Source organism: Chitinophaga sp. CF118 (assembly GCF_900112615.1).
Taxonomy (GTDB): Bacteria; Bacteroidota; Bacteroidia; order Chitinophagales; family Chitinophagaceae; genus Chitinophaga.
Map to the genome: position 1 here is coordinate 124,794 of NZ_FOMK01000004.1, position 24,640 is coordinate 149,433.

17 protein-coding genes are annotated in these 24,640 nt (G+C 39.9%); 12 read left to right on the forward strand and 5 right to left on the reverse strand.

The genetic code is table 11. The features are described 5' to 3' along the window. Nucleotides 1-13: 13 nt before the first annotated feature. Nucleotides 14-1,177: an ATP-binding protein gene (locus BM176_RS16855; protein WP_090105153.1), complete on the reverse strand. Its 1,164-nt coding sequence runs from the start codon at nucleotides 1,175-1,177 to the stop codon at nucleotides 14-16. 155 nt (nucleotides 1,178-1,332) lie between these two features. Here BM176_RS16855 and BM176_RS16860 point away from each other — a divergent pair, with 155 nt between their 5' ends. Both BM176_RS16860 and BM176_RS16865 read left to right on the forward strand, forming a co-directional pair. After that, nucleotides 1,333-2,181: a dioxygenase family protein gene (locus BM176_RS16860; protein WP_090105155.1), complete on the forward strand. Its 849-nt coding sequence runs from the start codon at nucleotides 1,333-1,335 to the stop codon at nucleotides 2,179-2,181. A gap of 10 nt (nucleotides 2,182-2,191) precedes the next feature. Further along, the gene (locus BM176_RS16865; protein ID WP_090105157.1) at nucleotides 2,192-2,578 is read left to right on the forward strand and encodes a VOC family protein; all 387 of its coding nucleotides are present in this window, start codon (nucleotides 2,192-2,194) and stop codon (nucleotides 2,576-2,578) included. Here the strand turns inward: BM176_RS16865 and BM176_RS16870 are convergent. Then, complete coding sequence (locus BM176_RS16870; RefSeq protein ID WP_255373529.1) at nucleotides 2,575-2,982, reverse strand: hypothetical protein; 408 nt, start codon at nucleotides 2,980-2,982, stop codon at nucleotides 2,575-2,577. The two genes, BM176_RS16865 and BM176_RS16870, sit on opposite strands and share 4 nt — an antisense overlap. A 151-nt stretch (nucleotides 2,983-3,133) precedes the next feature. Continuing rightward, nucleotides 3,134-4,282 carry a DEAD/DEAH box helicase gene (locus tag BM176_RS16875; RefSeq protein WP_090105161.1) on the reverse strand — a complete coding sequence of 383 codons (1,149 nt, stop codon included), beginning with the start codon at nucleotides 4,280-4,282 and terminating at the stop codon, nucleotides 3,134-3,136. 85 nt (nucleotides 4,283-4,367) lie between these two features. Between BM176_RS16875 and BM176_RS16880 the strand changes: the two genes are divergently transcribed. Both BM176_RS16880 and BM176_RS16885 read left to right on the forward strand, forming a co-directional pair. Beyond that, entirely contained in the window at nucleotides 4,368-5,093 is a 726-nt protein-coding gene (locus BM176_RS16880; RefSeq protein WP_090105163.1) for a DUF4197 domain-containing protein, read from the forward strand. 66 nt (nucleotides 5,094-5,159) lie between these two features. Continuing rightward, nucleotides 5,160-6,020, forward strand: coding sequence for a 2OG-Fe(II) oxygenase (locus BM176_RS16885; RefSeq protein WP_255373530.1), 861 nt, complete (start codon nucleotides 5,160-5,162; stop codon nucleotides 6,018-6,020). A 95-nt stretch (nucleotides 6,021-6,115) separates the two neighbouring features. Here BM176_RS16885 and BM176_RS16890 read toward each other — a convergent pair whose 3' ends face one another. Both BM176_RS16890 and BM176_RS16895 read right to left on the reverse strand, forming a co-directional pair. After that, the gene (locus BM176_RS16890; protein ID WP_090105165.1) at nucleotides 6,116-7,780 is read right to left on the reverse strand and encodes an ArnT family glycosyltransferase; all 1,665 of its coding nucleotides are present in this window, start codon (nucleotides 7,778-7,780) and stop codon (nucleotides 6,116-6,118) included. A gap of 148 nt (nucleotides 7,781-7,928) precedes the next feature. Then, a complete protein-coding gene (locus BM176_RS16895) occupies nucleotides 7,929-8,876 on the reverse strand; it encodes an ABC transporter ATP-binding protein (RefSeq protein ID WP_090105167.1) in 948 nt (315 codons plus the stop codon). Between the two features lie 323 nt (nucleotides 8,877-9,199). Between BM176_RS16895 and BM176_RS16900 the strand changes: the two genes are divergently transcribed. The 8 genes from BM176_RS16900 (at nucleotide 9,200) to BM176_RS16935 (ending at nucleotide 24,628) form a co-directional block, all read left to right on the forward strand. Beyond that, nucleotides 9,200-11,098 (forward strand): AAA domain-containing protein, encoded by a 1,899-nt coding sequence (locus BM176_RS16900; RefSeq protein WP_090105169.1) that lies wholly within the window; start codon nucleotides 9,200-9,202, stop codon nucleotides 11,096-11,098. Between the two features lie 138 nt (nucleotides 11,099-11,236). Beyond that, on the forward strand, nucleotides 11,237-14,881 hold the full coding sequence (locus BM176_RS16905) for an alpha-L-rhamnosidase-related protein (protein ID WP_090105171.1): 3,645 nt from the start codon (nucleotides 11,237-11,239) through the stop codon (nucleotides 14,879-14,881). Between the two features lie 506 nt (nucleotides 14,882-15,387). Then, complete coding sequence (locus BM176_RS16910; RefSeq protein WP_090105173.1) at nucleotides 15,388-15,780, forward strand: hypothetical protein; 393 nt, start codon at nucleotides 15,388-15,390, stop codon at nucleotides 15,778-15,780. A 50-nt stretch (nucleotides 15,781-15,830) separates the two neighbouring features. Next, nucleotides 15,831-16,238 (forward strand): hypothetical protein, encoded by a 408-nt coding sequence (locus BM176_RS16915; protein ID WP_090105175.1) that lies wholly within the window; start codon nucleotides 15,831-15,833, stop codon nucleotides 16,236-16,238. Between the two features lie 283 nt (nucleotides 16,239-16,521). After that, entirely contained in the window at nucleotides 16,522-20,667 is a 4,146-nt protein-coding gene (locus BM176_RS16920) for a hybrid sensor histidine kinase/response regulator (protein ID WP_090105176.1), read from the forward strand. A gap of 109 nt (nucleotides 20,668-20,776) precedes the next feature. Beyond that, the gene (locus BM176_RS16925) at nucleotides 20,777-21,805 is read left to right on the forward strand and encodes a sensor histidine kinase (protein ID WP_090105178.1); all 1,029 of its coding nucleotides are present in this window, start codon (nucleotides 20,777-20,779) and stop codon (nucleotides 21,803-21,805) included. Beyond that, entirely contained in the window at nucleotides 21,802-22,500 is a 699-nt protein-coding gene (locus BM176_RS16930; protein ID WP_090105180.1) for a LytR/AlgR family response regulator transcription factor, read from the forward strand. Before BM176_RS16925 ends, BM176_RS16930 begins: the two co-directional genes overlap by 4 nt. Before the next feature lie 109 nt (nucleotides 22,501-22,609). Beyond that, the gene (locus BM176_RS16935) at nucleotides 22,610-24,628 is read left to right on the forward strand and encodes a TonB-dependent receptor plug domain-containing protein (RefSeq protein ID WP_090105182.1); all 2,019 of its coding nucleotides are present in this window, start codon (nucleotides 22,610-22,612) and stop codon (nucleotides 24,626-24,628) included. Nucleotides 24,629-24,640: the final 12 nt, after the last annotated feature.

A 24,640-nucleotide genomic window follows, 5' to 3' on the forward strand; every position in this document is an offset into this window, starting at 1 on the left:
AGAAATTGTGAATTCAGAGATTCTGCTCAATCAAGCGTTGCCAGTTAATAACTTCAATACCGTTGCTTCTTTTTTGTTCCTCATCACCACTATAAATAATATACCCTTTTTTTTCTCCACTTAATTCAAACCAGTATAAAATATTCTTAAAATAATCTGCATTCACCGTTTTCCCGGCTTTTATTTCTATAGGTAAAAGAGAGGTCCCGTTATCTATAATAAGATCAATTTCATGGCCCGTTCTATCCCTCCAGTAATATAAGTTAACCTGCTCGCCAGCATTAGTTCGTTTCTTTACAAGTTCTGATATTATAAACGTTTCAAAAATACTCCCTTTTAAAGGATGATTTTTTAGCTGGTTAACATCATTAATCCCTAATAATGAACAAATCAACCCCGTATCGTAAAAATAAACTTTGGGTCTTTTAACCAGTGTTTTATTAAAATTCTTAAAATGTGGTTTAAGCAGAAATATAATAAAACTACTTTCCAAGATACTGATCCATGATTGGACTGTTTTTGTATCTACTCCCGTTTCCACGGCAAGTGCAGCCATATTAAGTTCCTGACCTGTTCTTCCTGCCAATAACCTGATGAAACGTTCAAATACAATCAAATCTGTGATGTTTTTTATTTGTCTTACATCACGATCTATATATGTACGCAAGTAGTTAGGAAACCAATCCATGGGAGGAATATGTCTATCATGTATGGGTGGATAAAATCCATTTAGCATAATAGAGTTTTCGTCAGGTACTCCTTCACTTTTATCCCGGTATAGCTCAGAAAGACTGAAAGGCAAAAGGTACAAATAAGCTACTCTTCCTGCCAAACTTTGAGTAATATTTTGCTGTAATAAAAAATTATTAGATCCTGTTAGTATAAATTGCCCCGCATCCTGCCTATCATCCATAATTCCCTGAAGATAAGAGAACAATTCTGGCGTACGCTGTGCTTCATCTAGTATCGCCCCATTAGGATATCCGGCAAGAAAACCACGGGGATCTTCGATTGCAAATCTTCTGGTATCCGGATTTTCAAGTGATAAATATGGCTTGTGCTTAAATAGCTCCCTCACCAAAGTTGTTTTTCCAGATTGACGGGGTCCGGTAACCGCCACAGATTTGAATAAAGAAGCTAAATGAAGTATTTTGTTAGCAGCTGATCTCTGTATCATATAGCAAATTTACAGCGATTCGTGTAAAATATGGAATCAGATTCCATATTTTACACGAATTTTTAATTAAACTAGTGAAAATCAATAAATTAACTGTTTTTCAAATACTCCCTCCATTCTACCTATATTTATATATTGTTCGTAGAATCATTAGCATGGAAAGGAAATCATTTATCAAAATGGCAGCATTGCTGCCGTTCATTCCCTACTCATCACAGATTGAGCGGTTATTAAATCTGCCCGGTGTTTTCCAGCCAACGGAAAAAATGCCCGTTTTCTTTATAGGACATGGAGACCCGGAAAACGCCTTCAGGGATAACCCTTTTACACAAAGCTTAAAAAAGATGGGTAATGACCTGGTACGTAAGCCTTCAGCTATACTGATCATCTCCGGACATTACCTGACGGCAGAAGCCTCTTATCTGAAAGTACCGGATCAGTTCAACTGTCCTTATTATAAAGTATCCGGTGCTACTGCATTCAGCAAAGTAATCCCGGAAATGTCGCAGCAGGTGGAACTCGATGAAAGTAACGATCTGGATCATGGTGCCTGGGCTATTTTAAGACATATTGTACCTGAAGGAAACATCCCGGTCATGGAATTAAGTATCCCGGTATCGCAAAGGCTGGATTATCACTGGAACCTGGCGCAACATCTGAAACCATTGCGGGAAAAGGGAGTGTTAATCATAGGTAGCGGAAACATAGTACATAACCTTGAGTTAAGCCTATTGAAGGGTGTTTTTTCGCGCAATAAACCTTATTCATGGGCAATTGAGTTTGATGAATGGGTGAAGGCAAGGATCAATGAACGCGACTTTGGAAGTTTGTTTTACTATAATAATTTAGGGAAGATGGCCAACAAAGCTGTTCCAACTACGGATCATTATATTCCTATGTTATACAGCATTGCACTGGCAGATAAAAAAGAAGAGATCACTTATACTTATGAGGAAGTATTTTCTGCTATCAGCATGCGGTGTTTCAGAATAGGTAATAATTAAAAGATTAAACATGATTATTGATCACTTAGATCATCTGGTATTGACAGTGCAGGATATTGACAAAACATGTGAATTCTATTCGCATGTTCTCGGTATGACTGTAATTACTTTCGGACCAGACAGGAAAGCCTTGCAATTCAAAAACCAAAAGATTAACCTGCATCAGAAAGGAAAGGAATTTGAACCCAAGGCCGACCATCCAACCCCAGGATCAGCCGACCTTTGCTTTATTTCAGATACACCCGTTAAGGAGGTACTGGAAGAATTGCACAGTAAAAACATTCCGGTTGTAGAAGGTATTGTAGAAAGAACCGGTGCTGTGGGAAAGATCTTATCAGTTTATCTCCGTGATCCGGATAATAACCTGATAGAGATCAGTAACTATCAGGATATTTAAAATGGTCTGAAATAAACCCTGTTTGCGAGTGGTGAAAAAGGCCAGGGAATGGCGATGAAAATAATGATTAAAGCAAGCAGGAACCAAAGTAACATGGTCCGGAACTTCTCTCTGTGAATATCTTTTCTCTTAGCCAGTGCGGAGCCAACGGTCAGGATCACAATGGCCGTTACCATTATCGAGATATGTACCAAACCGAAAAATGTTATTTCCTGCTGGTGAATGGCTTCATGATAGTTTTTCCAGAAATATTTTATGACAGGACTCTGTGTATAGAGCAGGATGCCGGTCAGCAGCTGGATATGGGCAATTGTTACCGTCCAGTGCCTTACCGAATCATCTGTTTTTGTGAAGACTGAATTTGATCTGTAACCGGTATACGCTCTGTAAATAGCGTATAGCAAGCTTATTAGAACAAGCCACCTTAAGAGAGAATGAAAGAATAGAAAGAATAACATTTTTCTTATCACTTTAAAGACGCAGCAAAGGTCTTTATTGAAAAAGGAAGATGTTAGGACAAATAAATCCCTTTTCAGGATCTTTCAATCATTGGCATTAAAAACCTTGTAAATTGATATCTGCACTCTCTTTTATCTCCACCTTTTTACCCATTTTTTTCTGAATGATCTTAAAGTGATGCTGATCATCTTCACATAACAGAGAAATGGCTTTTCCCTGTGCTTCTGCCCTGCCGGTGCGGCCAATCCTATGCACATAATCTTTAGGGGAACGGGGTAATTCAAAATTAATAACAAAAGGCAAGCCCTGAATATCTATCCCTCTTGCTGCCAGGTCTGTGGCGACCAATACACGGAGGTTACCGTTTTTAAATTTCCGCAGATTCTCTACTCTTGCCGACTGGCTCAGATCACCATGAAAAGCGGCTGCCTGGATTCCATTCTTTGTCAGTTTCCCTACGATATTATCTGCAGATCTGATTGCAGAGGCAAATACGAGCACCTGTTCCATATTTTCACTCTTAATCAGGTATCTCAGGAAAGGTCCTTTTTTCTCCAGTGGTACATTATAGGCAACCTGTTCAATCTGCTCAATGCTGTTTTCCGTCTTTTCTTCAATGATTTCTATCTTGAAAGGTTCACGCAGCAATTGTAACTGGATATCATTAACATCGTTGTTTAATGTAGCAGAGAACAGGATATTCTGACGTTTCTCCGGTAAAAGGGCCAGGATTTTGTCCATTTCCTCTTTGAAGCCCAGGTTTAGCATTTTATCTGCTTCATCCAGTACCAGGATGTCTGCCCTGGAAATATGTACGGCTTTATTTTCGATGAGGTCCAGCAATCTGCCGGGAGTAGCAATTAACACATCCGTAAAGCGCACCGCCATCATCTGGGGATTGATGGACACGCCACCAAAAACGGCTGTTGTCTTTATTGTTTGAGGAAGATGTTTACTAAATGTTTTGAAAACGTCATTTACCTGGATAGCCAGTTCCCTGGTAGGCACAATTACCAACGCCCCTACATATCTGTCTCCTTTTGAAGCCCTGGTCTGAAACAGCTCCAGTATGGGTAATACATAACCAGCTGTTTTGCCGGACCCGGTTTTGGAGATGCCCAGGATATCTTTTCCACTTATAATGGCAGGTATAGCCTGTTCCTGTACCGGGTAAGGGTTTGCGTACTTTTGTTCCCTTACAGCCTGCAATAAAGGTCCAGATAATCCAAGTGATGAAAATGCCATTTTTTGCGCAAAGCTAGCATAAACTACGAAAAGTAACGCCTATATTTGTCGAACTTTGACACTATACAATGTAATATACGATCTTATGAAAAAAGGTTTTTTGTCATGTCTTGTTCTTTTAGTGCTTTTGACCAGTTGCGAAACCGCTCAGCAGGTCCTTAACAGCCTGCCTGCCAGCACCACTAATGGTCAGTTGAGCACAGCACAGATAGCCTCCGGGTTAAAAGAAGCATTGACCATTGGCACACAGAACAGTGCTACGAAACTTTCTTCTGTAAATGGATTCTTTGCAAATGCTGCTCTGAAGATCCTGATGCCCCCTGAGGCACAGAAAGTTGAGTCTACTTTACGTAACCTGGGTATGGGCAGTCTTGTTGATAAAGCTATCCTGTCAATGAACAGGGGTGCTGAAGAAGCAGCCAAATCGGCCACTCCTATCTTCGTAAATGCAATCAAACAAATGAGCATCACTGATGCTATCGGCATATTGAGAGGCGGAGATTTTGCGGCAACTGATTATTTCAAACAGAAAACTACGCTGGCATTATCGGATTCTTTCCGCCCTGTTATTGCAGAGGCTCTGAAAAAAGTGGATGCAACCAAATACTGGTCGGATGTTTTCTCTACATATAATAAGTTCACCAGCAAACCGGTAAACACCGATCTTTCTGCTTACGTTACGGAAAAGGCTGTTGCCGGAATCTTCCTGGAAGTAGGGCTGGAAGAACAAAAGATCAGAAAAGATCCCGCTGCACGTGTAACAGATCTTTTAAAAACCGTATTTGGCAGTGCACTGGCACAGGTTAAATAATTCCATATTTTTCCATTCTAGCAACTTTCTGCCTATTTTAGTATCCTTAAACTTAAAATCAAAGCCGTGAATACCACTACAGTGTCCTCACAAACCAATCAATTATTTGACTACGATAAATGGAATAGCCAACTTCCTGCATTAAGTGGAGAATACCAGCAGGCAAGTCCTTATCCACATATTGTACTGGAAAATTTCCTTAATCCGGAAGTATTGAATGCCTGTGTGGATGAGTTTAATAAACTCAATGAAGCTGATGGATGGATTAATTATGTCCATTATAATGAGAAAAAGGCGGGCCTGAACAAGCTGGATGCATTACCAACCACCATTAAGCGTACTATTAACGAATTGAACTCACCGGCATTCCTGGAATTCCTGAGTACCATTACAGGCATAAAAGGCTTAATGAAAGATGATCTGCTTGAGGGCGGAGGTATCCACCAGTCTAAAAGGAATGGTTATCTCAACATTCATGCTGACTTCACAGTTCATCCGCATCACCGCCACTGGCAACGTCGTGTAAATGTGCTGGTTTACCTCAATAAAGATTGGGAGGAAGAATGGGGCGGCAAACTGGAGTTATGGGATACAGAAATGAAAGCATGTGAGAGGAAGGTGTTACCCATATTTAACCGCTGTGTTATTTTTAATACAGATGCAGACTCTTATCATGGTCATCCGGAACCAACCACCTGTCCTGAAGATGTTTTCAGAAGATCTATTGCTTTATATTATTATACAGAAGAAGCTCATCCTTTCCGCAGGGCTACGCATTATATGGTAAGACCAGGTGAAAACAGAAAAAAATTGATGGTAAAGCTGGACAATACCATGCTGGCCGTTTATACTGAAATCAAGGGGATGCTCGGTTCTAATGATAAAATCGTTAGCAAAATCCTGCGCTTCTTCTCAGGAAAGAAATAAACACGAATAGCTTTTTGTAGATAAAAGACGGACTCCGTTGCAAGCCTCCTCTTAAACAGGAGTCTTACAACGGAGTCCGTCTTTTATATCCTTTGTTATTTAGAAGGTATTTCTCTCTTCAGAAAAACAAAACCGTTCTTTCTATATAGTTCTTTCAGTCCTGTAAATTGTTTATAATTATCAATCTTGTCTATTTTCGTAACAAAATAAGCAGGTTTGTCTATATCTCCGGAAAGCAGCCAGTCTTCATTGTAAGCATTTGCATTAGCTGGTTTTTCTTTATGTGTATAGAAAAACGGAGCATAACTCCAGTAACCTAATGCAGTTACATAACAATCTTCCCCTTGTCTTTCTATCAGGAAATCAATAGCAGCTCCCTGCGAATATCTTTCTACTTTAGGAACAATCATTGCAGCTGCAAAGAAGATAACAAGCGCAGTACCAGCAAAATAAGTCCAGGCCGCTTTATAGAATTCCTTCTTTCTTAACCACCTTACACCAACTATAATAGTGATCACCATAATTATTCCTGCAATACCTTCCAGACCATTCCATTTTACATCTGCCTCCATATTAGCCTGTGCAAACTTATCCTTCACATATGGAGCCAGTTTCCCAATATTTAACCCGATAAGAGGAACTGCCAGCAGCACTACAGAAATGATTACTCCCAATATGGTAGCAAATACCCCGGCATACTTCTTATAATTCATCTCTTTTCTATCCCACTTATAAAATGAATAGGCCGCCAGGAAAGTAACCGGGAACCATGCCATAGAAGAATAGTGAATAATGCGGGATTGTACAATCGTGAATAAAATAGTGACTACCCAGAAAAGGATAAGCATCCATTTCTTAAAATCCCTGTCAAACCGGCTAGTGGATGGTGTTTTAAAAAAAGCAGGAATCGCAAACAGAGAAGCCGGGAAACATCCTATGAGAAGAACCACATAATGATACCCCCAAAAGCCTTCCTGTCCGGCATCATGTGTAGTAAACAGACGGTATTGGTATTTCAGAAACTCAGTAATAAACCAAGGTCCGTTTTTAATAGTTTCATAACCATACCAGGAAGAAGTAATCAAAGAAGCCACCACCAGAAATAAAACTGCATGCCCCCAGTTAAAATAGAACCTGAATCTGTTATAAATAAAATAAACACCCAGAACTAACAAAAAGACCATCAATGCTACCTGCCCTTTGGTAAGAATAGCCAGCCCCATGAATACACCTGCCCATATAGCATACTGCACCGGCTTTTTCTGCAATCCCTCTTTATCAAATCCATTCCTTTTCCAGGTATATAAAATGAAGAAGTATAATGACAGAAAAATAAACAGGTTAAACCAGGGATCTATAATACCTGATTTGAAATACATATTAGGGAAAAGTGATCCACCGTAAGCGAGCGCCCAGAGGATACCAAATTTCTTATCGTAAATCCTTTGTCCGCAAAGGAAAAGTACCACCAGCGTAACTACACCACAGATCGCATTAGGGAAACGGGCAGCAAACTCCGTGATACCAAAAACTTTCATGGACAAGCTTTGCATCCAGAAAAACATAGGTGGCTTTTCCCAGAACGGCTTAAAGTTTACATATATACGCGTATAATCTTCCAGCTTGAGCATTTCTCTTGAACACTCTGCAAAGTTTATTTCATCCCAGTCAAACAAATGTACCCTGCCAAGAAAAGGAATAAATAAAAGAGCTGCAATCACTGACAACAATATAACATTCAGTGTTTTATTTGAATACATATGCTTATCGAATTTGTTGGAAGTCTACAAATATATGTGCATATAATATCTTTTACAAATCAGTTAATTATCAAAACATTAAATAGATCTAAATGGATTTACAGGCACCAAAAATACGCTACAGGATTTTTTGATGATAATGGCAGGGTTAACTGGTAAAATACCAGGCCTTATCCTTTGCAGGGGAAATATAGACGGTATCTCCTTTTTTGATACCGTTTTCCCCTGTTCTTATGGTAACGGTATTATCCGGAAGCCGGACATCCAGTTCATAATGACTGCCAAAGAAAAGTACTTTATCTACTTTACCTTTTAATGTACCATTCTCTTTGGGAACTATCTTTATATTCTCCGGCCGTATGAATGTATCCTTCCCATTCAGTGAGAGCAGGTTGTATTTACCAAATAATGCTGCAACATATTCATTTACCGGTTTGCTGTAAACATCCTGTGGGGTTCCCTGCTGAATAACCTGTCCGTCTTTCATCACCAATACTTTATCTGCCCATGAAAGAATATCCTGTGCATCGTGAGAGATGAGCATACAGGTAATTTCCAGTTTCTCACCAAGATCATAAATAATGGACTTCAGGATGCCTTTATGGATTGCATCCAGGTTGGAGAATGGCTCGTCCAGCAGTAATAATTTTGGAGAAGTGATCAGCAACTTTGCCAGCGCAATACGTTGTTTTTCGCCTCCGGATAACTGATCATTTTTCCTTTTCATTAAATGTGTGATCCTGCACACTTTATAGATATTCTCCGCATCCTCATCAGAGAGTTTGTTGGAATAAGAAAGCAACTCCTCTACCCGGTAGTGATTACGCAATTCAAAATGCTGAGACAGGTAAGCAATACCAGGATGTCCCGGCAATAAAACCTCTTCCGGTCCTTTTACACGTATATTTTCAAATAATACCTCTCCCCCGTCTGCCTGTGTAAGGCCTCCTATGATTTTCATCAGGGTACTTTTCCCCGAACCGGTTTCCCCTGCTATGGCTATTTTCTCAAATTGCTGTTGTGTAAAGCTGGTCTCTTTTAATACGAAAGCTCCCTGTTGCTGTTTACAGATTCCTGATACTTGTAATAAACTCATAAAGTCGGTAGAGACATTTTATCCTGCAAAAATACCCTGAAATTAAATGTTTATACTCTATTTAGACCTAAACAAATACATAACCAGAGAGGCAAAATACAAGATATTCATAATAAACACATTAGTGAAGCATATATAATCCATATCTCTAGAGGTATGCTTCATTTATGCTTTATATATGCTTCACATATGCTTTATATATGCTTTATCTCTCTAGAAACGTTAATGGCAAGGGCTTTCAATGGGGTTGTTTTATTGAAAATAACCTGTTTATTCAGCTAAACAGGACAAAAGATTTCGTGAGGCAATCTTATCTTTGCCAGATGGAGTATTTCAAAAGACTGCTTGATCTGATGAAGATAGAGCGGGAAGAAGACAGGCAATCTTACCAGCAACTGACGGAAACCTCATCTGTAGCAGAGCGAAGAGCTAATGGATTAACATGGTATCCCATTGCCATTAAGGATACAGAAATGAGCCGGGGCGATTATTTAACTGTAGAAGTGGAACGGACCACCCACCAGGATATCAGCCACCAGCTACGTTTTGGCGTATCTGCCGTATTATTCTCCAATCATGACCCGAAAAAAGACCGTGTAGAAGGAACTATCTCCTACCAGAGTGGCAATAAGCTCAAAATTACATTACGTACGGATGAGCTTCCGGAATGGTCCCGCGATGGGAAACTGGGCATCGACCTGCTGTTTGATGATAATAGCTACGATGAAATGCAAAATGCCCTTAAACTGGCAGATACACTTAGCGAAGAGAACCGTTTGATCAAAATTCTGACTGGTGAAAAAGCCCCGGGCTTCCAGACAGACATCCCTCCTTACACCATCCCCCGGCTGAATAGCTCTCAGCAGGAGGCCGTACATAAAATACTGGCCGCCAATGATCTGGCAATTGTCCACGGCCCTCCGGGCACAGGTAAAACCACTACCCTGGTACAGGCCATCAAAGCCCTCATCAAGCAGGACCATAAACAGATCCTGGTGGTAGCACCCAGCAATACCGCCGTGGACCTGCTGAGTGAGAAGCTGTCGGACGAAGGACTGAACGTACTCCGTGTGGGTAACCCCGCCAGGGTTTCCGAAAGACTGATGTCCCTTACCCTCGACAGCAAAATGGCTGAACATAACAGCATGAAAGAGATCAAAAAGCTGAGAAAACAGGCCAACGAGTTCCGTGATATGGCTCATAAGTATAAGCGGAACTTTGGAAAGGCAGAAAGGGATCAGCGGAAGGCGCTCTTTGATGAAGCCCGCAGCATCATGAAATCTGTAGAAAATACAGAGCAATATATTATTGACGATCTGCTGACCAAAGCTCAGGTAATCGCGGCCACCCTGGTGGGAGCAAATCATTATACTGTCAGGAAACTAAAATATCATACCGTAGTGATCGATGAGGCAGGACAGGCACTGGAACCCGCCTGCTGGATCCCAATCCTCAAAGCACAAAAGGTGATCCTTGCCGGCGATCATTGTCAGCTATCTCCTACCGTTAAATCAAATGAAGCGGCGAAGGGCGGGCTGAGTACCACCCTGCTGGAAAAGTGCGTAGCACAACATCCGGAAGCAGTAACATTACTGGAAGAACAATATCGCATGAACAGTATGATCATGGGTTATTCCTCTTCCATATTTTATGCAGATAAACTGAAAGCGCATGTATCTGTAGCAGATCATCTATTATTCCCTCAGGATATCCCACTTGCATTTATAGATACTGCCGGCTGTGGTTTTGATGAGAAAACAGAAGGCACCAGCACTACCAACCCGGAGGAAGCAGCATTTTTATTCAAGCATCTCACACAACTGGTTACGGAGCTGGGGCCACATTATCAGCCGGATAATTTCCCCACGATTGCCGTCATCTCCCCTTATAAACAACAGATCTATCTGCTGAAGGAACAGTTATTACATTCACCTGTTCTACAACCATTTGGAAACAAAATTTCAGTGAATACAATCGATAGTTTCCAGGGACAGGAAAGAGATATCGTTTATATCAGCATGACGAGAAGCAATACTGAAAGTAAGATCGGCTTCCTGTCGGATATAAGGCGTATGAATGTTGCCATGACCAGAGCCCGGAAAAAACTGGTAGTAATCGGCGACAGCGGAACTCTTTCTCAATTAGCATTTTATGCTGATTTCATTACTTACGCCGAACAAAAGGATGCTTATAAAAGCGCCTGGGAGTTCATAGACAGTTAAGGACAGTTGATTCAGTTTTTCTTTTTATTTTTCGGGGGTAATCAAATTATCCCTCATGAAAACCTATGACCTATAACCACGTTATTATAGCCCATACCTCTTTTCAGAATAACCATCAACCCTCAAATCTCAAAACCAATGAATCACACAAAGTTTACGTTATTTAGGAATTACTTCCTGCTGTTAATCTGTATGCTCACTGGTGTCCACCTTACCAGTGCACAGCAGGCAGTCTTTTATGATGATGTCAATTATGGAGGAAGATCAGTCGCCCTCTCTCCCGGCAGCTATTCCATTGCAAGTCTTACTGCAGCAGGCATGCCGGATAATATCATTTCTTCCTTTACGGTACCCGCCGGTTACCAGGTTTCATTATTTGAACATGATGCATTTGGCGGTGCAAGTTTTACAACCTCAGCATCTATGTCCTGGATAGGAGCTGACTGGAATGACAAAGTATCTTCAATTGTTATCAGTCCTCTCAGTACCGATGGAAGTGCTAACTGGATCTGGTCTTCTGTTGCTGGTCCGGACAATACCTGGATGGCTTTCAGAAAAAAGGTAACACTGTCTGCCAAGCCAGGAACTGCAATCACAAAGATTGCAGCTGAAAGCAAATACCAGCTGTATGTGAACAACCAGCTGGTAGTAAAAGATGGTGGACTTGATTTGCGCCCGGATCAGCAGAACACTTATTATGATGAAGTGGATCTTGCTCCTTATTTGCAGGCAGGAGAAAACACCATTGCAGTATTAGTATGGTATAGGGCCGGTCAGGGTGGTTATTCACAGATAACCACAGGTAATGGCGGATTATTCTTCGACGCAAGACTGAGTGGCAGTACGCCTTCTACCATTGCCTCCGATGATAGCTGGAAGTTCATGGTACATCCATCTTTTGGCCCAACTACACTGTTAATACTGAACGGACAGGATTACAAGTGGATTGCATTTCCAATCTCTTACAATGCACAGGTAGAACCCTCCGGATGGACCACCGCAGCCTTTAATGATGCAGCCTGGAGTAATGCAGTGAAAAAAGGAGTCCCTGCAGTTGCCCCCTGGAATAAGTTAGTCCCCCGCGGTATTCCTTTCTTCAAGGAATATGAGTTGAGTAATTACCAGAATCAGTCGGCAATAACAACAACTATTGCAGCTAATACCACTATCACCGGAACAGTAGGTAGTAACATTCAGCTGCGGCCTTATCTGCGGGTGAATGCACCTGCCGGAGTGAAAATTAAACTTGTAGTGAACAGACATTACTGGCAGGAGTATATTACGAAAGCCGGCGACCAGGAATTTGAATGTCTGACATGGCAGAACTCCAGCAATCATACTGTTAATTATGAGTTTACAAATGTAACAGGACAGGTACAAATCCTTGGACTGAAATACAGGGAAACGAGTTACAATGCAGAAACGATTGGTCAGTTTACATCTTCAGATGCATCACTGAATACGTTATGGACCAAAGCGAAAAATACGTCCAAGGTATGCATGAGAGATCAGTACTATGATTGTCCGGATCGTGAACGCGGTCAGTGGTGGGGAGATGTATCCGAACAGATTCTCTATTCTTTCTACCTTTATGATACCAGTGCAAATAAACTGACACGTAAGGCATTCCGGGAGCTGATGAATACACAGAAAGCGAATGGTTCCCTATATACAACTGCTCCGGGTACACGTTTTCATTTACCCGATCAGAACCTGGCTGCCGTAGCTATGTTGTGGAAGTATTACATGTATACGGGCGACAAAGGCTTTTTGCAGGAGCTTTATCCACAGATAAAAAAATACATACAATTTTGCGCCAGTACCTGCAACAGTGATGGCATGATGATCTTACAGGGAGGCGATGCCTGGAACTGGATAGACTGGGGTGATAACCGGGGTTCTGTGGATGTAGGCAGTGCAAATACCATCTTTAATTCGTTGTACATTAATGTGCTGGATATGGCAATTAACACAGCGGATCTATTAGGTCAGGCAGGCGATAAAACATATTATCAGGGTTTGCAGACGAAGGTTAAAACCAACTTCAATAATTACTTCTGGAACAGTGCCATCAGGTCTTATGTATATTACAATATGAACGGCACAAAATCAACGACTGTGGATGACAGAAGTAATGCATGGGCATTACTGGCAGGCGTAGCGGATGATAACCAGAAAGCAGGCATACTGAATGTATTGAAAAACAGGAATGATGCCGGTCCTTATCAGGAGATGTACATTGAGCAGGCATTATTTATGCTGGATGGTACTTCTGCCGTTAACAGGATGAAAAGCAGGTTCAACGGCATGATCAACAGCTGGTCGTCTACCCTGTGGGAAGAGTTTACAGAAACTAACAGCAATGCAGGTTACGTCAGCAATAACCATGCATGGTCTGCCGGCCCGCTGTACCTTATGAATGCTTACCTGTTGGGTGTGCGGCCTACACAACCGGCATATACGGAGTTTACCTTTTTACCACAGGCAGGTGGGGTAACAACATTCTCCGGAACAGTACCAACACCTAAGGGAAACATCACAGCATCATTTGCGAATAACACCAGCAGTTTCACGCAAATGCTTACCAATCCCGCCGGTACTACAGCCATCGTAGGTATTCCCAAAGAACTGCTGTCTGCAGTTACCGCAGAGATTAAAGTCGGAGGTACTACTATCTGGAAAAACGGTACTAATCTGGGCAGTGTTGCAGGCGTAACTTATTACCAGGAAGATCAGAAATACATCCAGTTTAAAGTAACATCGGGCACATGGCAGTTTGTTGCATATCCAAGAACATCGAACGCAGCAGTGATTACTTATATGGATTGTAATTATACAGGTACCGCAATCGGTCTGGGATATGGTGATTACACACTCACACAAATGAAGGCACTGGGGATTACTGATGATGCGATATCCTCATTAGCAATTGCAGAAGGATACAAAGTGATTCTCTATGCGGATGATAACTTTACCGGACAAACGGAGACGCTTACGGCTAGTAACAGTTGCATTACATGGTCTCCACTACATGATAAAACCACTTCTATCCGTGTGCTTCCGAATGGGGTGACTAATTTATCCGGCACTTACTTTATAAGGAACAGGGCCAGTGGGTTAATGCTGGATGTGAATGCAGCATCCACAGCGGACGGTGCCAGTATGATCCATTCAGAGTATAACGGCAATGATAACCAGAAATTCATATTAACACATCTGGGAGATGGTAACTACAAAATCCTGGCGAAACATAGTGGTAAATCACTGGATGTAACTGGAGCATCCCTGGATAATGGAGCGCTCCTGATCCAGCATTCATATCATGATCCTATAGAGCATCATCAGAACTATATCATTGTTGCTACCGGTGACGGCTATTACAAAATGATCCCTGAACATAGTGGTAAAGTACTACAGGTAAATGGAGTATCTGGTGGCGGACTAGTACACCAATGGACGAATACCGGTCAGACTAACGGACAATGGAATTTCAGTGCAACAGCAGCAGTTGCCACCGTAGCCGCGGCATTACCTATTGCAGATAAAGCAGTATCGCTTTCTGTGGATCCTAATCCTGTTACAAATGCAGTAACTATAAGAGCAGCTAATACGAAAGAATCGCAATTGTATGTCCGGATTTATAATACTTCCGGAACGGTGGTTTCTTCCAGGCAGATTAGTAATGGACAACTACTTGATATGTCTGCATTACCTGCAGGCGTTTACATTATCAATGTGAAAGTAGGAAAATCAGTGTTTAGTAAGAAGGTAATAAAATATTAAGTTGATTGATGTATGAGTTCCGTAGGAGCTGCCGGTGTGGCAGCTCCTACGGATTTTTTATGTACTAAAAATAACTTCTGGTTAACCAATTATATGTTTTTTGTATGCTAAATTGCATGTGTTGATTACTTCTCTATGGATGAAAAAAAACTTTTAAAATAAATTGCTGGCTTTAATAACTTTTTATACATTCGCACTACCACATTTTTACTACACACAGTAATTCAATATTACTGTTCCACTCATAAGATCAATTTCCAAAGCATATAACTATTTCTAAAATTGAATTGTAAGAATCTACGATTCATATTGTTAATGCTTTAATTGATTTCTATGAATGGACTTATAGAAAAGACTAAACAAAATTTATCTTCTGCAAAGGTTTTGCTTGAACAATGTTACTATTCCAGTAGTGTGCATTGCTCGTTTTATGCATGTGTGCAAACCTTGTAAAGCATTGAATAATGCTGCCTCTATTAATAGTCTAATAAATAAATTACAATAAAATGAAAAAGAAAAAATCTGAAAAGTTTCTGAAAAATTCTTTACAGCTATTGGCATTACAATTTCCCGACATCAGAATTAGATATGGCTATGAAACAGTATTAACAGATACACATATTGTTGAGTTAATTCCGGATGAATGTGATTCTAATGAAACTTTGCTCAATGCATGTTCTGCTATTGGAACAGCCTTTAGTGCGCGCTTCTTTTGTGAAAATGTTATATTCACTTCCAGTGATAATTCATTAGAGATTAAGGAACCGATATTTGAATGGAATAATGGCATTAGCGAATTTGATAGATTGTATAACAAAATGTGTGCACCATATCTTTCAGATAGCAAGGAAGATAATAATACTGAGCCACTTGTAGAAAAGGATATGCTTAGATGTTAAGAGTATGATACATTACTGCTATTAATATCTGATAAACAAATTATCGTAAGATGAAAAAGATGAAATCTGTAAAATTTTTGAAAACGTCTTTGCAATTATTGGCATTACAATTTCCTAATGTTAAAATCAGATATGGATTAAGTGGAATAATAATAAAAACTATACATCTTATTGAATTAACCCTGGAGGATGGATCGGAGCCTGATGAAAATTTATACAATGCCTATATGACTATTAATGAAGTATTCAACACCCGATTCATTAATGAATACTTATTTTTCAAGTATGAAGAACCAGTAGTGCTGGAAATTGAACAACTAATTTCAGAATGGAATTACGGTATTAGTGAATCTAAGAGATTATATAATAAAATGGTTGCAGAATATTTCCCAGGTCTCAAAACAGATAATAGTACCGAACCTGTTGCAGAAAAGGAGCTACTTGCCAAGCAGGAATAAATATCAGAAAGAACTAATATACGAGCCCAGTAGTTACTTCTTTTTGCATATATAAAACCGATAACTACAGGGCGCTATATTTATAACCCAAAGGGCCAAAGCAAGCCTATCCTACCATATATTCTGGATTTTCTCCCCTAATTATACTAAATTACTAAAGCTTAGTAGAATAATTTGAGTATCAATCAGAGATAGCTATAAAACTTGACCTATTCTCTCTTGAAAACCCAGTAAACAAGCATATCGAACGATTATTTTGTTCATAATACCCAAATTCCACGTCATGAAAGTGTATAGGTACTTTCTGTATGTATTTTTGAATGTTTTCCCACTGGTAGCACTCTCTCAAAATCAACAAATAAAATTTGTCCATTTAGGTGCGAATGAAGGGTTATCTCAAAGTAATGTAACCAGTATTTTACAGGACATCAGGGGATGGATGTGGTTAGGTACACAGGATGGATTAAATAAATATGATGGTTATCAATTTAAAGTTTATAAGAACGACGAATCAAATACAACCAGTCTAAGCAATAATTTCGTTAAAAGTATAGCTCAGGATAAAAAAGGAAATATATGGATCGGTACCTGGGGCGGTGGGTTAAACCGGTTTGACAGGGAAACTGAACAGTTCATCCGTTATGCTCATGATAATCATAATACTAATAGCCTCAGCAATGATTTTATAAGTTCTCTTTTTATAGACAGTGATGATAATTTATGGATTGGAACAGAAAGCGGTGGGTTAAATAAGTATAACTACAAAACCAACCAGTTCACATTATATAAACATGATAAGAACAATCCCTCCAGTTTAAGCGATAATTATGTGACCAGTATTTTTGAAGACAGCCAACAGCATCTCTGGGTAGGCACCTTCCAGGGGGGCTTGAACCTGCTGGATAAAGAAACGCAATCCTTTGCCCATTTTCAGCATTCCGCGGATGACTTGACATCATTAGCACATAATTCCATCAAGGCCATCGTTGAAGATGGAAATCACCATTTATGGATAGGTACAAGAGGCGGAGGATTGGATCTGTTTAATCCTATGAGCCGGACCTTCACACATTTCAAAAACAATCGCTTCAATCCTAATACACTGCCCCTGGATGTAATCCTCTCTATGAACACCGATAGCAATGACAACTTATGGATTGGTACAGAAAATGGCGGATTAAGCATATTTAATCCGCAGAAAGGAACTTTCAATAATTTATTATCCGATGATATTGATAATACAAGTCTGAGCAATAATTCTATTTACTCTATTTATGAAGATTTCCACGGAAACATGTGGGTAGGAACTTACAGCGGTGGCATCAATCTTTATAACAAGGACCGTAATAAATTTACTCATTATAAGCATAGTACTTCTGATAATAGCCTTAGTAATAACAATGTACTTGGCTTCTGCGAAACCAGTGATGGCCGTATTGGTATAACAACAGATGGAGGAGGGTTAAATCTATTTGACCCTGTAACAAGGCGGTTTTCCCACTTCCGGCATGAAGAGGGCAATCCAAAAACTGTAAGCAGCGATTATATAGTAGCCCTGCTGGAAGATGAAGATCATAATTTGTGGCTGGGAACCGTGGGTAATGGGATCTCTGTTATTAATCTGAAGAATAACACTATCAGGCAAATAAAGCATAATCCCAAAGACAGCACCAGTATCAGCAATGATAATGTTTGTTCTATGGCGAAAGACAGGGATCATAACCTGTGGTTAGGGACTTTTGGAGGAGGACTAAACTTCTATGATCCTAAAAAAAAGTATTTCAAACGTTATAAACATAGTAGCAATGACCCCAATAGTATCTGTAGTAACAGGGTACAAAGTATTTATGAGGATAGTGAGGGTTTATTGTGGATAGGAAGTTTTGAAAAGGGCCTAAACATCCTTGATAAAACGACTCAAACCTTTACCTATTTTGCCCGTGAAACAGGGCCAAACAGCCTGAGCGATAACAGAATCAATTGTATCTATGAAGATCATAACAGGAACATGTGGATTGGCACCAGCTATGGTTTAAACTGCTGGAACAGGCAAAGTAAAACCTTCAGCACATACTTTATGAAGGATGGATTACCTAATAATATTATTTTCGATATACTGGAAGATGGCAAAGACAGATTATGGATCAGCACTAATAAAGGGTTGTCCAGATTCGATCCCTCAACAAAATCTTTTACAAATTTTTCACCAGCTGATGGACTTCAGTCAAATGAATTTAAAGCACATGCAGCCACCAGAAGCCGCTCTGGAATTATGTATTTTGGTGGTGTAAACGGGTTTAATATGTTTAATCCCGACAGCATACAAATAGACCCATTCGATCCTCCTTTAATTTTGACCAATTTCCAGATCCTTAACCAGGATGTTCCAATCGCCCTTGATAAAAATGATCCTTCTCCCCTAAAGAAAAGTATATCAGAAGCAACGGAAATCCGGCTACCTTATAAATACTCGGTTATTTCGTTCGAATTCGCTTCCCTCAACTATACCATCAGGGAAAAAAAACAATACATGTATATGCTGGAGGGCTTTGATAAAGACTGGAATCAATTCGGATCAAGGCGGGTAGCTACCTATACAAACCTGGATCCAGGCAAATATACATTCAAAGTAAAAGGACTTCGTAACGATGGAGAATGGTCTTCCCGCTTTACCTCTATACAACTTGTTATCATACCTCCTTTTTGGTTGACATGGTGGTTCAAAACATTGGTAATAGCAGCCATTACGGCGGGTATTATTCTCTTTAACAGAGCTCGTATCAATGCCGTCCAGGCACAGAAAAAAGTATTGGAAAAACAGGTAAAGGAACGGACAGAGCGGCTGGCTGTTTCGATGGAAGAAGAACGGAAAGCCCGACAGGAAGCAGAGCAGGCTAACCGCGCCAAAAGCGTTTTCCTTGCAACGATGAGCCATGAGATCCGCACACCAATGAATGGTGTTATCGGGATGGCAGACCTGCTGGCTGAAAGTCAGCTTGACGATGAACAACGTAAATATGCTGAGATTATAAGAACGAGTGGGGAAAGCCTGTTGAATGTAATCAATGATATCCTGGATTTTTCCAAGATCGAATCTGGTAAAATAGAACTCGAACAGAGGGATTTCGATCTACGCACCTGCATTGAGGAAGTATTGGATATTTTTGCCGGGAAAGCGGCAAAGGCAGGATTGGATCTATTATACCAGATAGACCATAACGTTCCTGTGCAGATCATTGGAGATCGGCTGAGACTGAGACAAATACTGATGAATCTTGTAGGCAATGCTATCAAATTCACCACAATGGGAGAAGTATTTGTAAAAGTACAACTGGAGAAATCACAACCGGATGATATAGTTGTAATAGGATTTACCGTGAGAGATACAGGTATCGGCATTACGGATAAAAATCTTGACAAATTATTCAAGGCATTTTCACAGGTAGATGCATCTACAACCCGCAAATATGGCGGAACAGGATTAGGACTGATAATTTGTAAGAAACTGGTGGAAATTATGGAAGGAGATATAAAAGTTTCCAGTGAACCAGGAGAAGGAACTACATTCTACTTTACCATCCGTACAAAAGTGAGTAAAGAACCCCTCATTACATACGTTAATAATAGTTATGACGGCCTCGAAAAAAAGCGGGTTTTAATCGTGGACGACAATATGACCAATTTAATTATTCTTAAGAGCCAATTGGAACAATGGGAACTCGTTACTTTACCGGCATCTTCCGGTGAAGAAGCATTAAAAGTAATTAAAGAAAAAGGTCCTGTTGACCTGGTACTGACTGATATGCATATGCCCGATATGGATGGTACCGATCTGGCAAAAATCATAAAGGAACTTCATCCGCAATTACCTATTATATTATTAAGTTCCATTGGGGAAGAATATCATAAGCAATACACAGATCTTTTTGCATCTGCACTTGCTAAACCCATCAAGCAGCAAATGTTATTTTCTCAGGTCTTTGATACCCTCAAAAATAGTAAGAGACAAGTGGTGACAGACACAAATGTCATTAGAACGGTAATTAAACCTGAGAAATTAAGTGTATTATTCCCATGGCATATTTTATTGGCAGAGGATGATCCTGTTAATCAATTTGTAGCAAAAACAATTCTAAACAAGCTGGGCTATCATGTTGATTTAGCTAATAATGGACATGAAGCACTTACAATGTGGGAGCGAGATAAACATAACCTGATTCTCATGGATATGCAAATGCCGGAAGTAGATGGAATTGAGGCGACAAAAATCATCCGCCAGAAAACAGTTAAACAACCTGTGATCATTGCCATGACAGCGAATGCAATGAAGGAAGACAGGGAAAAATGCCTTGATTCAGGGATGAATGATTATATCAGCAAACCAATTAGTCAGCCAGCACTTATTGAGTTACTGAAAAAGTGGAGTTAAGAAGTCCGGCATGTCGCTACAAATACCCTTTAAGCCGGCACATATTCCCTTGATATCACCTACTACATTAAAAACCTCCATAAATCAGTAGCTTTACCACTTACTGTATATGAAAATATTCGTTAAATCCAGAGATATTAATATTTCACTCCATATCCTTGTATGGAGTACACTGCTGTTTTTACCCTATTTTGTTTCCACGGCAGACCATGACTATAAAATAGGTGCTATACCCGGATTATTCTTTACTATTTCCGGAATTATTCATGCAGCTATTTTTTATTCCAATGCTTATTATCTGTATCCAAAATTCTGGAATAAACGTTTCTGGTGGCTGTATATACTAAGTATCATTTTGCTGATTATAACCTCTTTCCAGTTGAAATACCATATAATGGCAACCTGGTTTCCGGAGGTACAGAAAGATGTAACCAACTATAAATTTGTATTTGCACCTTCTATTGGTATTCTCATCATCAGTCTTGTATATCGCAAGGTGATTGACAAAATTAATTCCGAAAAAGAACAAAAAGAAAAACACGCAGAACAACTAAGAACGGAACTAAAATTTCTCCGTTCACAGATTAGTCCGCATTTCCTTTTTAATGTCTTAACCAATTTGGTTTCACTGGCAAGAAAAAAGTCCGATCACCTGGAATCTGCACTGATTAAACTTTCCGACCTCATACGCTATATGCTTTATGATACACAGGGAGAAAAAGTTCTTCTCAGTAAAGAAGTAACCTACCTGAGCAGCTACATTGAGTTGCAAAAATTACGCTTCGGAAATGATGTACTGATAAATTATAACATTTCATCTGATGATGAAACAGATCATTACACAATTGAACCCATGCTGCTGATACCTTTTGTGGAAAATGCATTTAAACATGGGCTGGGTGGAATTAAACAACCCCTGATCGACATACAACTATCTGTCAATAAAAACCGGTTGGTATTTGAAGTCTGGAACCAATCTGACCACGAAGAACCGGATACCGCTAAAGATGAAAGTTCAGGTATAGGGCTCGCCAACGTCAGATCACGTCTGGACCTACTCTACCGGGGTAGCCATACATTAAATGTAAGCGATCATGATAACGTGTTTCATATTACTTTAACTTTGTTACTAACATGATACGTTGTATTGCCATAGATGATGAACAATTAGTACGTGATCTGCTGGAAGACAACATCCGGCAATTACCATTTCTGCAACTCATAGGGACGTATAAGAATGCACTGGAAGCATATGAAGTATTGCAACAGGAACAGGTAGATCTCATCTTCCTGGATATACAAATGCCCCGGCTGAATGGACTACAATTTCTTCAATCGTTACAGCGACCTCCACTGGTAATACTTGTAACTGCTTACGAACAATATGCACTGGAAGGATTTAATCTGCATGTGGTAGATTACCTGCTAAAGCCCTTCAGCTTTGAACGTTTCGTGAAAGCATGCAATCGCGCAAATGAATTATTCCGTTTACAACATGGTCAGCCTGATGTGCAGGATTTTTTTGTAAACGTGGAATATACACAGGTGAAAATTGTAGTAGCCGATATCGAATATATAGAAGGTTTAAAGGATTATATAAAGATCCATCTGTCATCATCCCCCCAACCAATCCTTACCCGGATGACTATTAAAGCAATAGAAGAAAAACTTCCATCTGCCGCCTTCATACGTACTCATAAATCCTTTCTCGTGGCTGTAAGAAAAATTACAACAGTGAAACGTGATCTTGTATGTATTGGCATAAAAGAAATACCGGTAAGTGAGTTCTACAAAGAAAATGTAACCCGCATAATTAACCGGCCTGAATATTAAGATTTCTCCGGACTTCCCCTTTCTGTCGCTACACTTTACTGTCATGTCTATTCTCTCCGGATACACTTGTTAACTGCTATAATTTTGACAGTAAATCATACAACAAGTGATGAAATTACATACACTTCCGGCACTTATATTAACATTATTCAGCCCTTCTGTAATTGCACAACATAAGGTTCCGGCTGATACAGTTATTCATCATGTTTTACATGAAGTAATAGTAAGCGCTGGTGCTTTTGACGCAAGCGATAAAGCCAAGGGAGCCTCCCTCACTCCTATTGATGCTGTAACTGTAGCCGGAAGTTATGCAGATATTAGTCTTGCATTACGTTCTCTGCCCGGAGCACAGCAGATTGGAGAACAATCAGGCTTGTTTGTACGAGGTGGTACAGGTGATGAAACAAAACAATTCATTGATGGTACTCTCCTTAAAAATCCTAACTACCCGGCTGTACCTGGCATCCAGCAATATGCCCGCATTAATCCATTTTTGTTTAAAGGAATATTATTCAGTTCCGGGGGATATTCAGCGTTATACGGGCAGGCAATGAGTAGTGCCCTGATCCTGGAAAGCGTAGATCTGCCGGAAAAATCATCTGCCAGTTTCAGTGTTTTCCCGACTAATCTGGGAGCAGGTATGCAGCATCTGGCCAGCGATAATAAAAGCAGCTATGGGGCTAACTTAAACTACAGTAATCAGTCATTCTATCATTCAATTATCCCGCAAAAACCTGACTATTTCAACGGTCCTGAATACCTGGAAGGAGATGCCAATTTCAGGATCAAAACCGGTAAAAAAGGGATGCTGAAATTTTATACCAACTGGAATACCAGTAATGTAGGTATGAACAATCCGGATATAGACAGCAGCACTCTACAATCCACTTACCAGGTAAAAGGCAGGAATGTTTATAATAATCTCAGTTATCGGAATTATCTCACAAACGACTGGAAAATAGACGCTGGTGCTGCTTACAGTTATAACCAGGATGATGTAACAAATAAACTTACAGATGGAACAGCACACACAGTTCATATTCCTTATGAACCATTCAGTGATAAAAACAATCAACGTTTCACTACTTCTCATTTTGCACAGGCAAGGGTGCTATTTACAAGATTCCTGCCACATAACCAGGCAATACGTTTTGGTGTAGAACATTTTTATTCTGAAGACAAAAGAATAGTGAGTGATAGTACAAGAAGATTAACAGACAATTTAACAGCCGCATTTATTGAAGGCGATCTTTATCTGACTGAAAACCTCGCTGCCAGAACAGGCTTGCGCCTGGAATATTCTTCTATAACCGGCAAAACTGTATTGGCCCCACGGGTAAGTCTGGCCTACAGATTAAAAGATGGTGGTCAGTTTAATCTTGCTTATGGCATCTTTTATCAGGAGCCTCTGAACGATTTTTTGTATCAAACAACTCATCTCACTTTTTCCAATGCAATACATTATGTGCTTAATTACACTAAAAAATCCAACAACCGGTTCTTCCGCGTGGAAGCCTATTATAAGCAGTACAACAAGCTGATTAAGACCATCCCGGAGATTAATAATAATGGCAAGGGATATGCGCAAGGACTGGAACTATTCTGGAGGGATAAAAAATCAATCAGGAATCTTGACTATTGGATAACTTATACTTACCTGGATACCAAACGGGATTTCCTAAACTATCCCCATCTATTACGTCCTTCTTTTACGGCCCCTCATACTACCACTGTCGCTATCAAAAAGTTTTTCCAGAACATTTCCACCAGCTTTAATTTGTCATATTCCCTTGCCGCCGGCAGACCTTATTATGACATCCACTACAATACTACAGACAAGAGTACACAGATTTTTGATCATGGAACAACTAAAACATATAGTATGATGAATCTTCATGTTGCCTATCTCTGCTCTTTCTTTAAAAAATGGAAACGGAAGGATTTTTCCGGCATTGCCTTCGGCGTAAATAATCTGTTAGGGACCAAACAGGTATTCGGCTATAACTACAGTTTCAATGGAAATAATAAAGTGCCGGTAACACCACCGGCTACTCAAAGTTTTTTCATCGGGATCTTCATGAGTTTCGGTATTGATCGTACCGATGATTTCCTGGATAATAATTTATAAACCCATCATAAA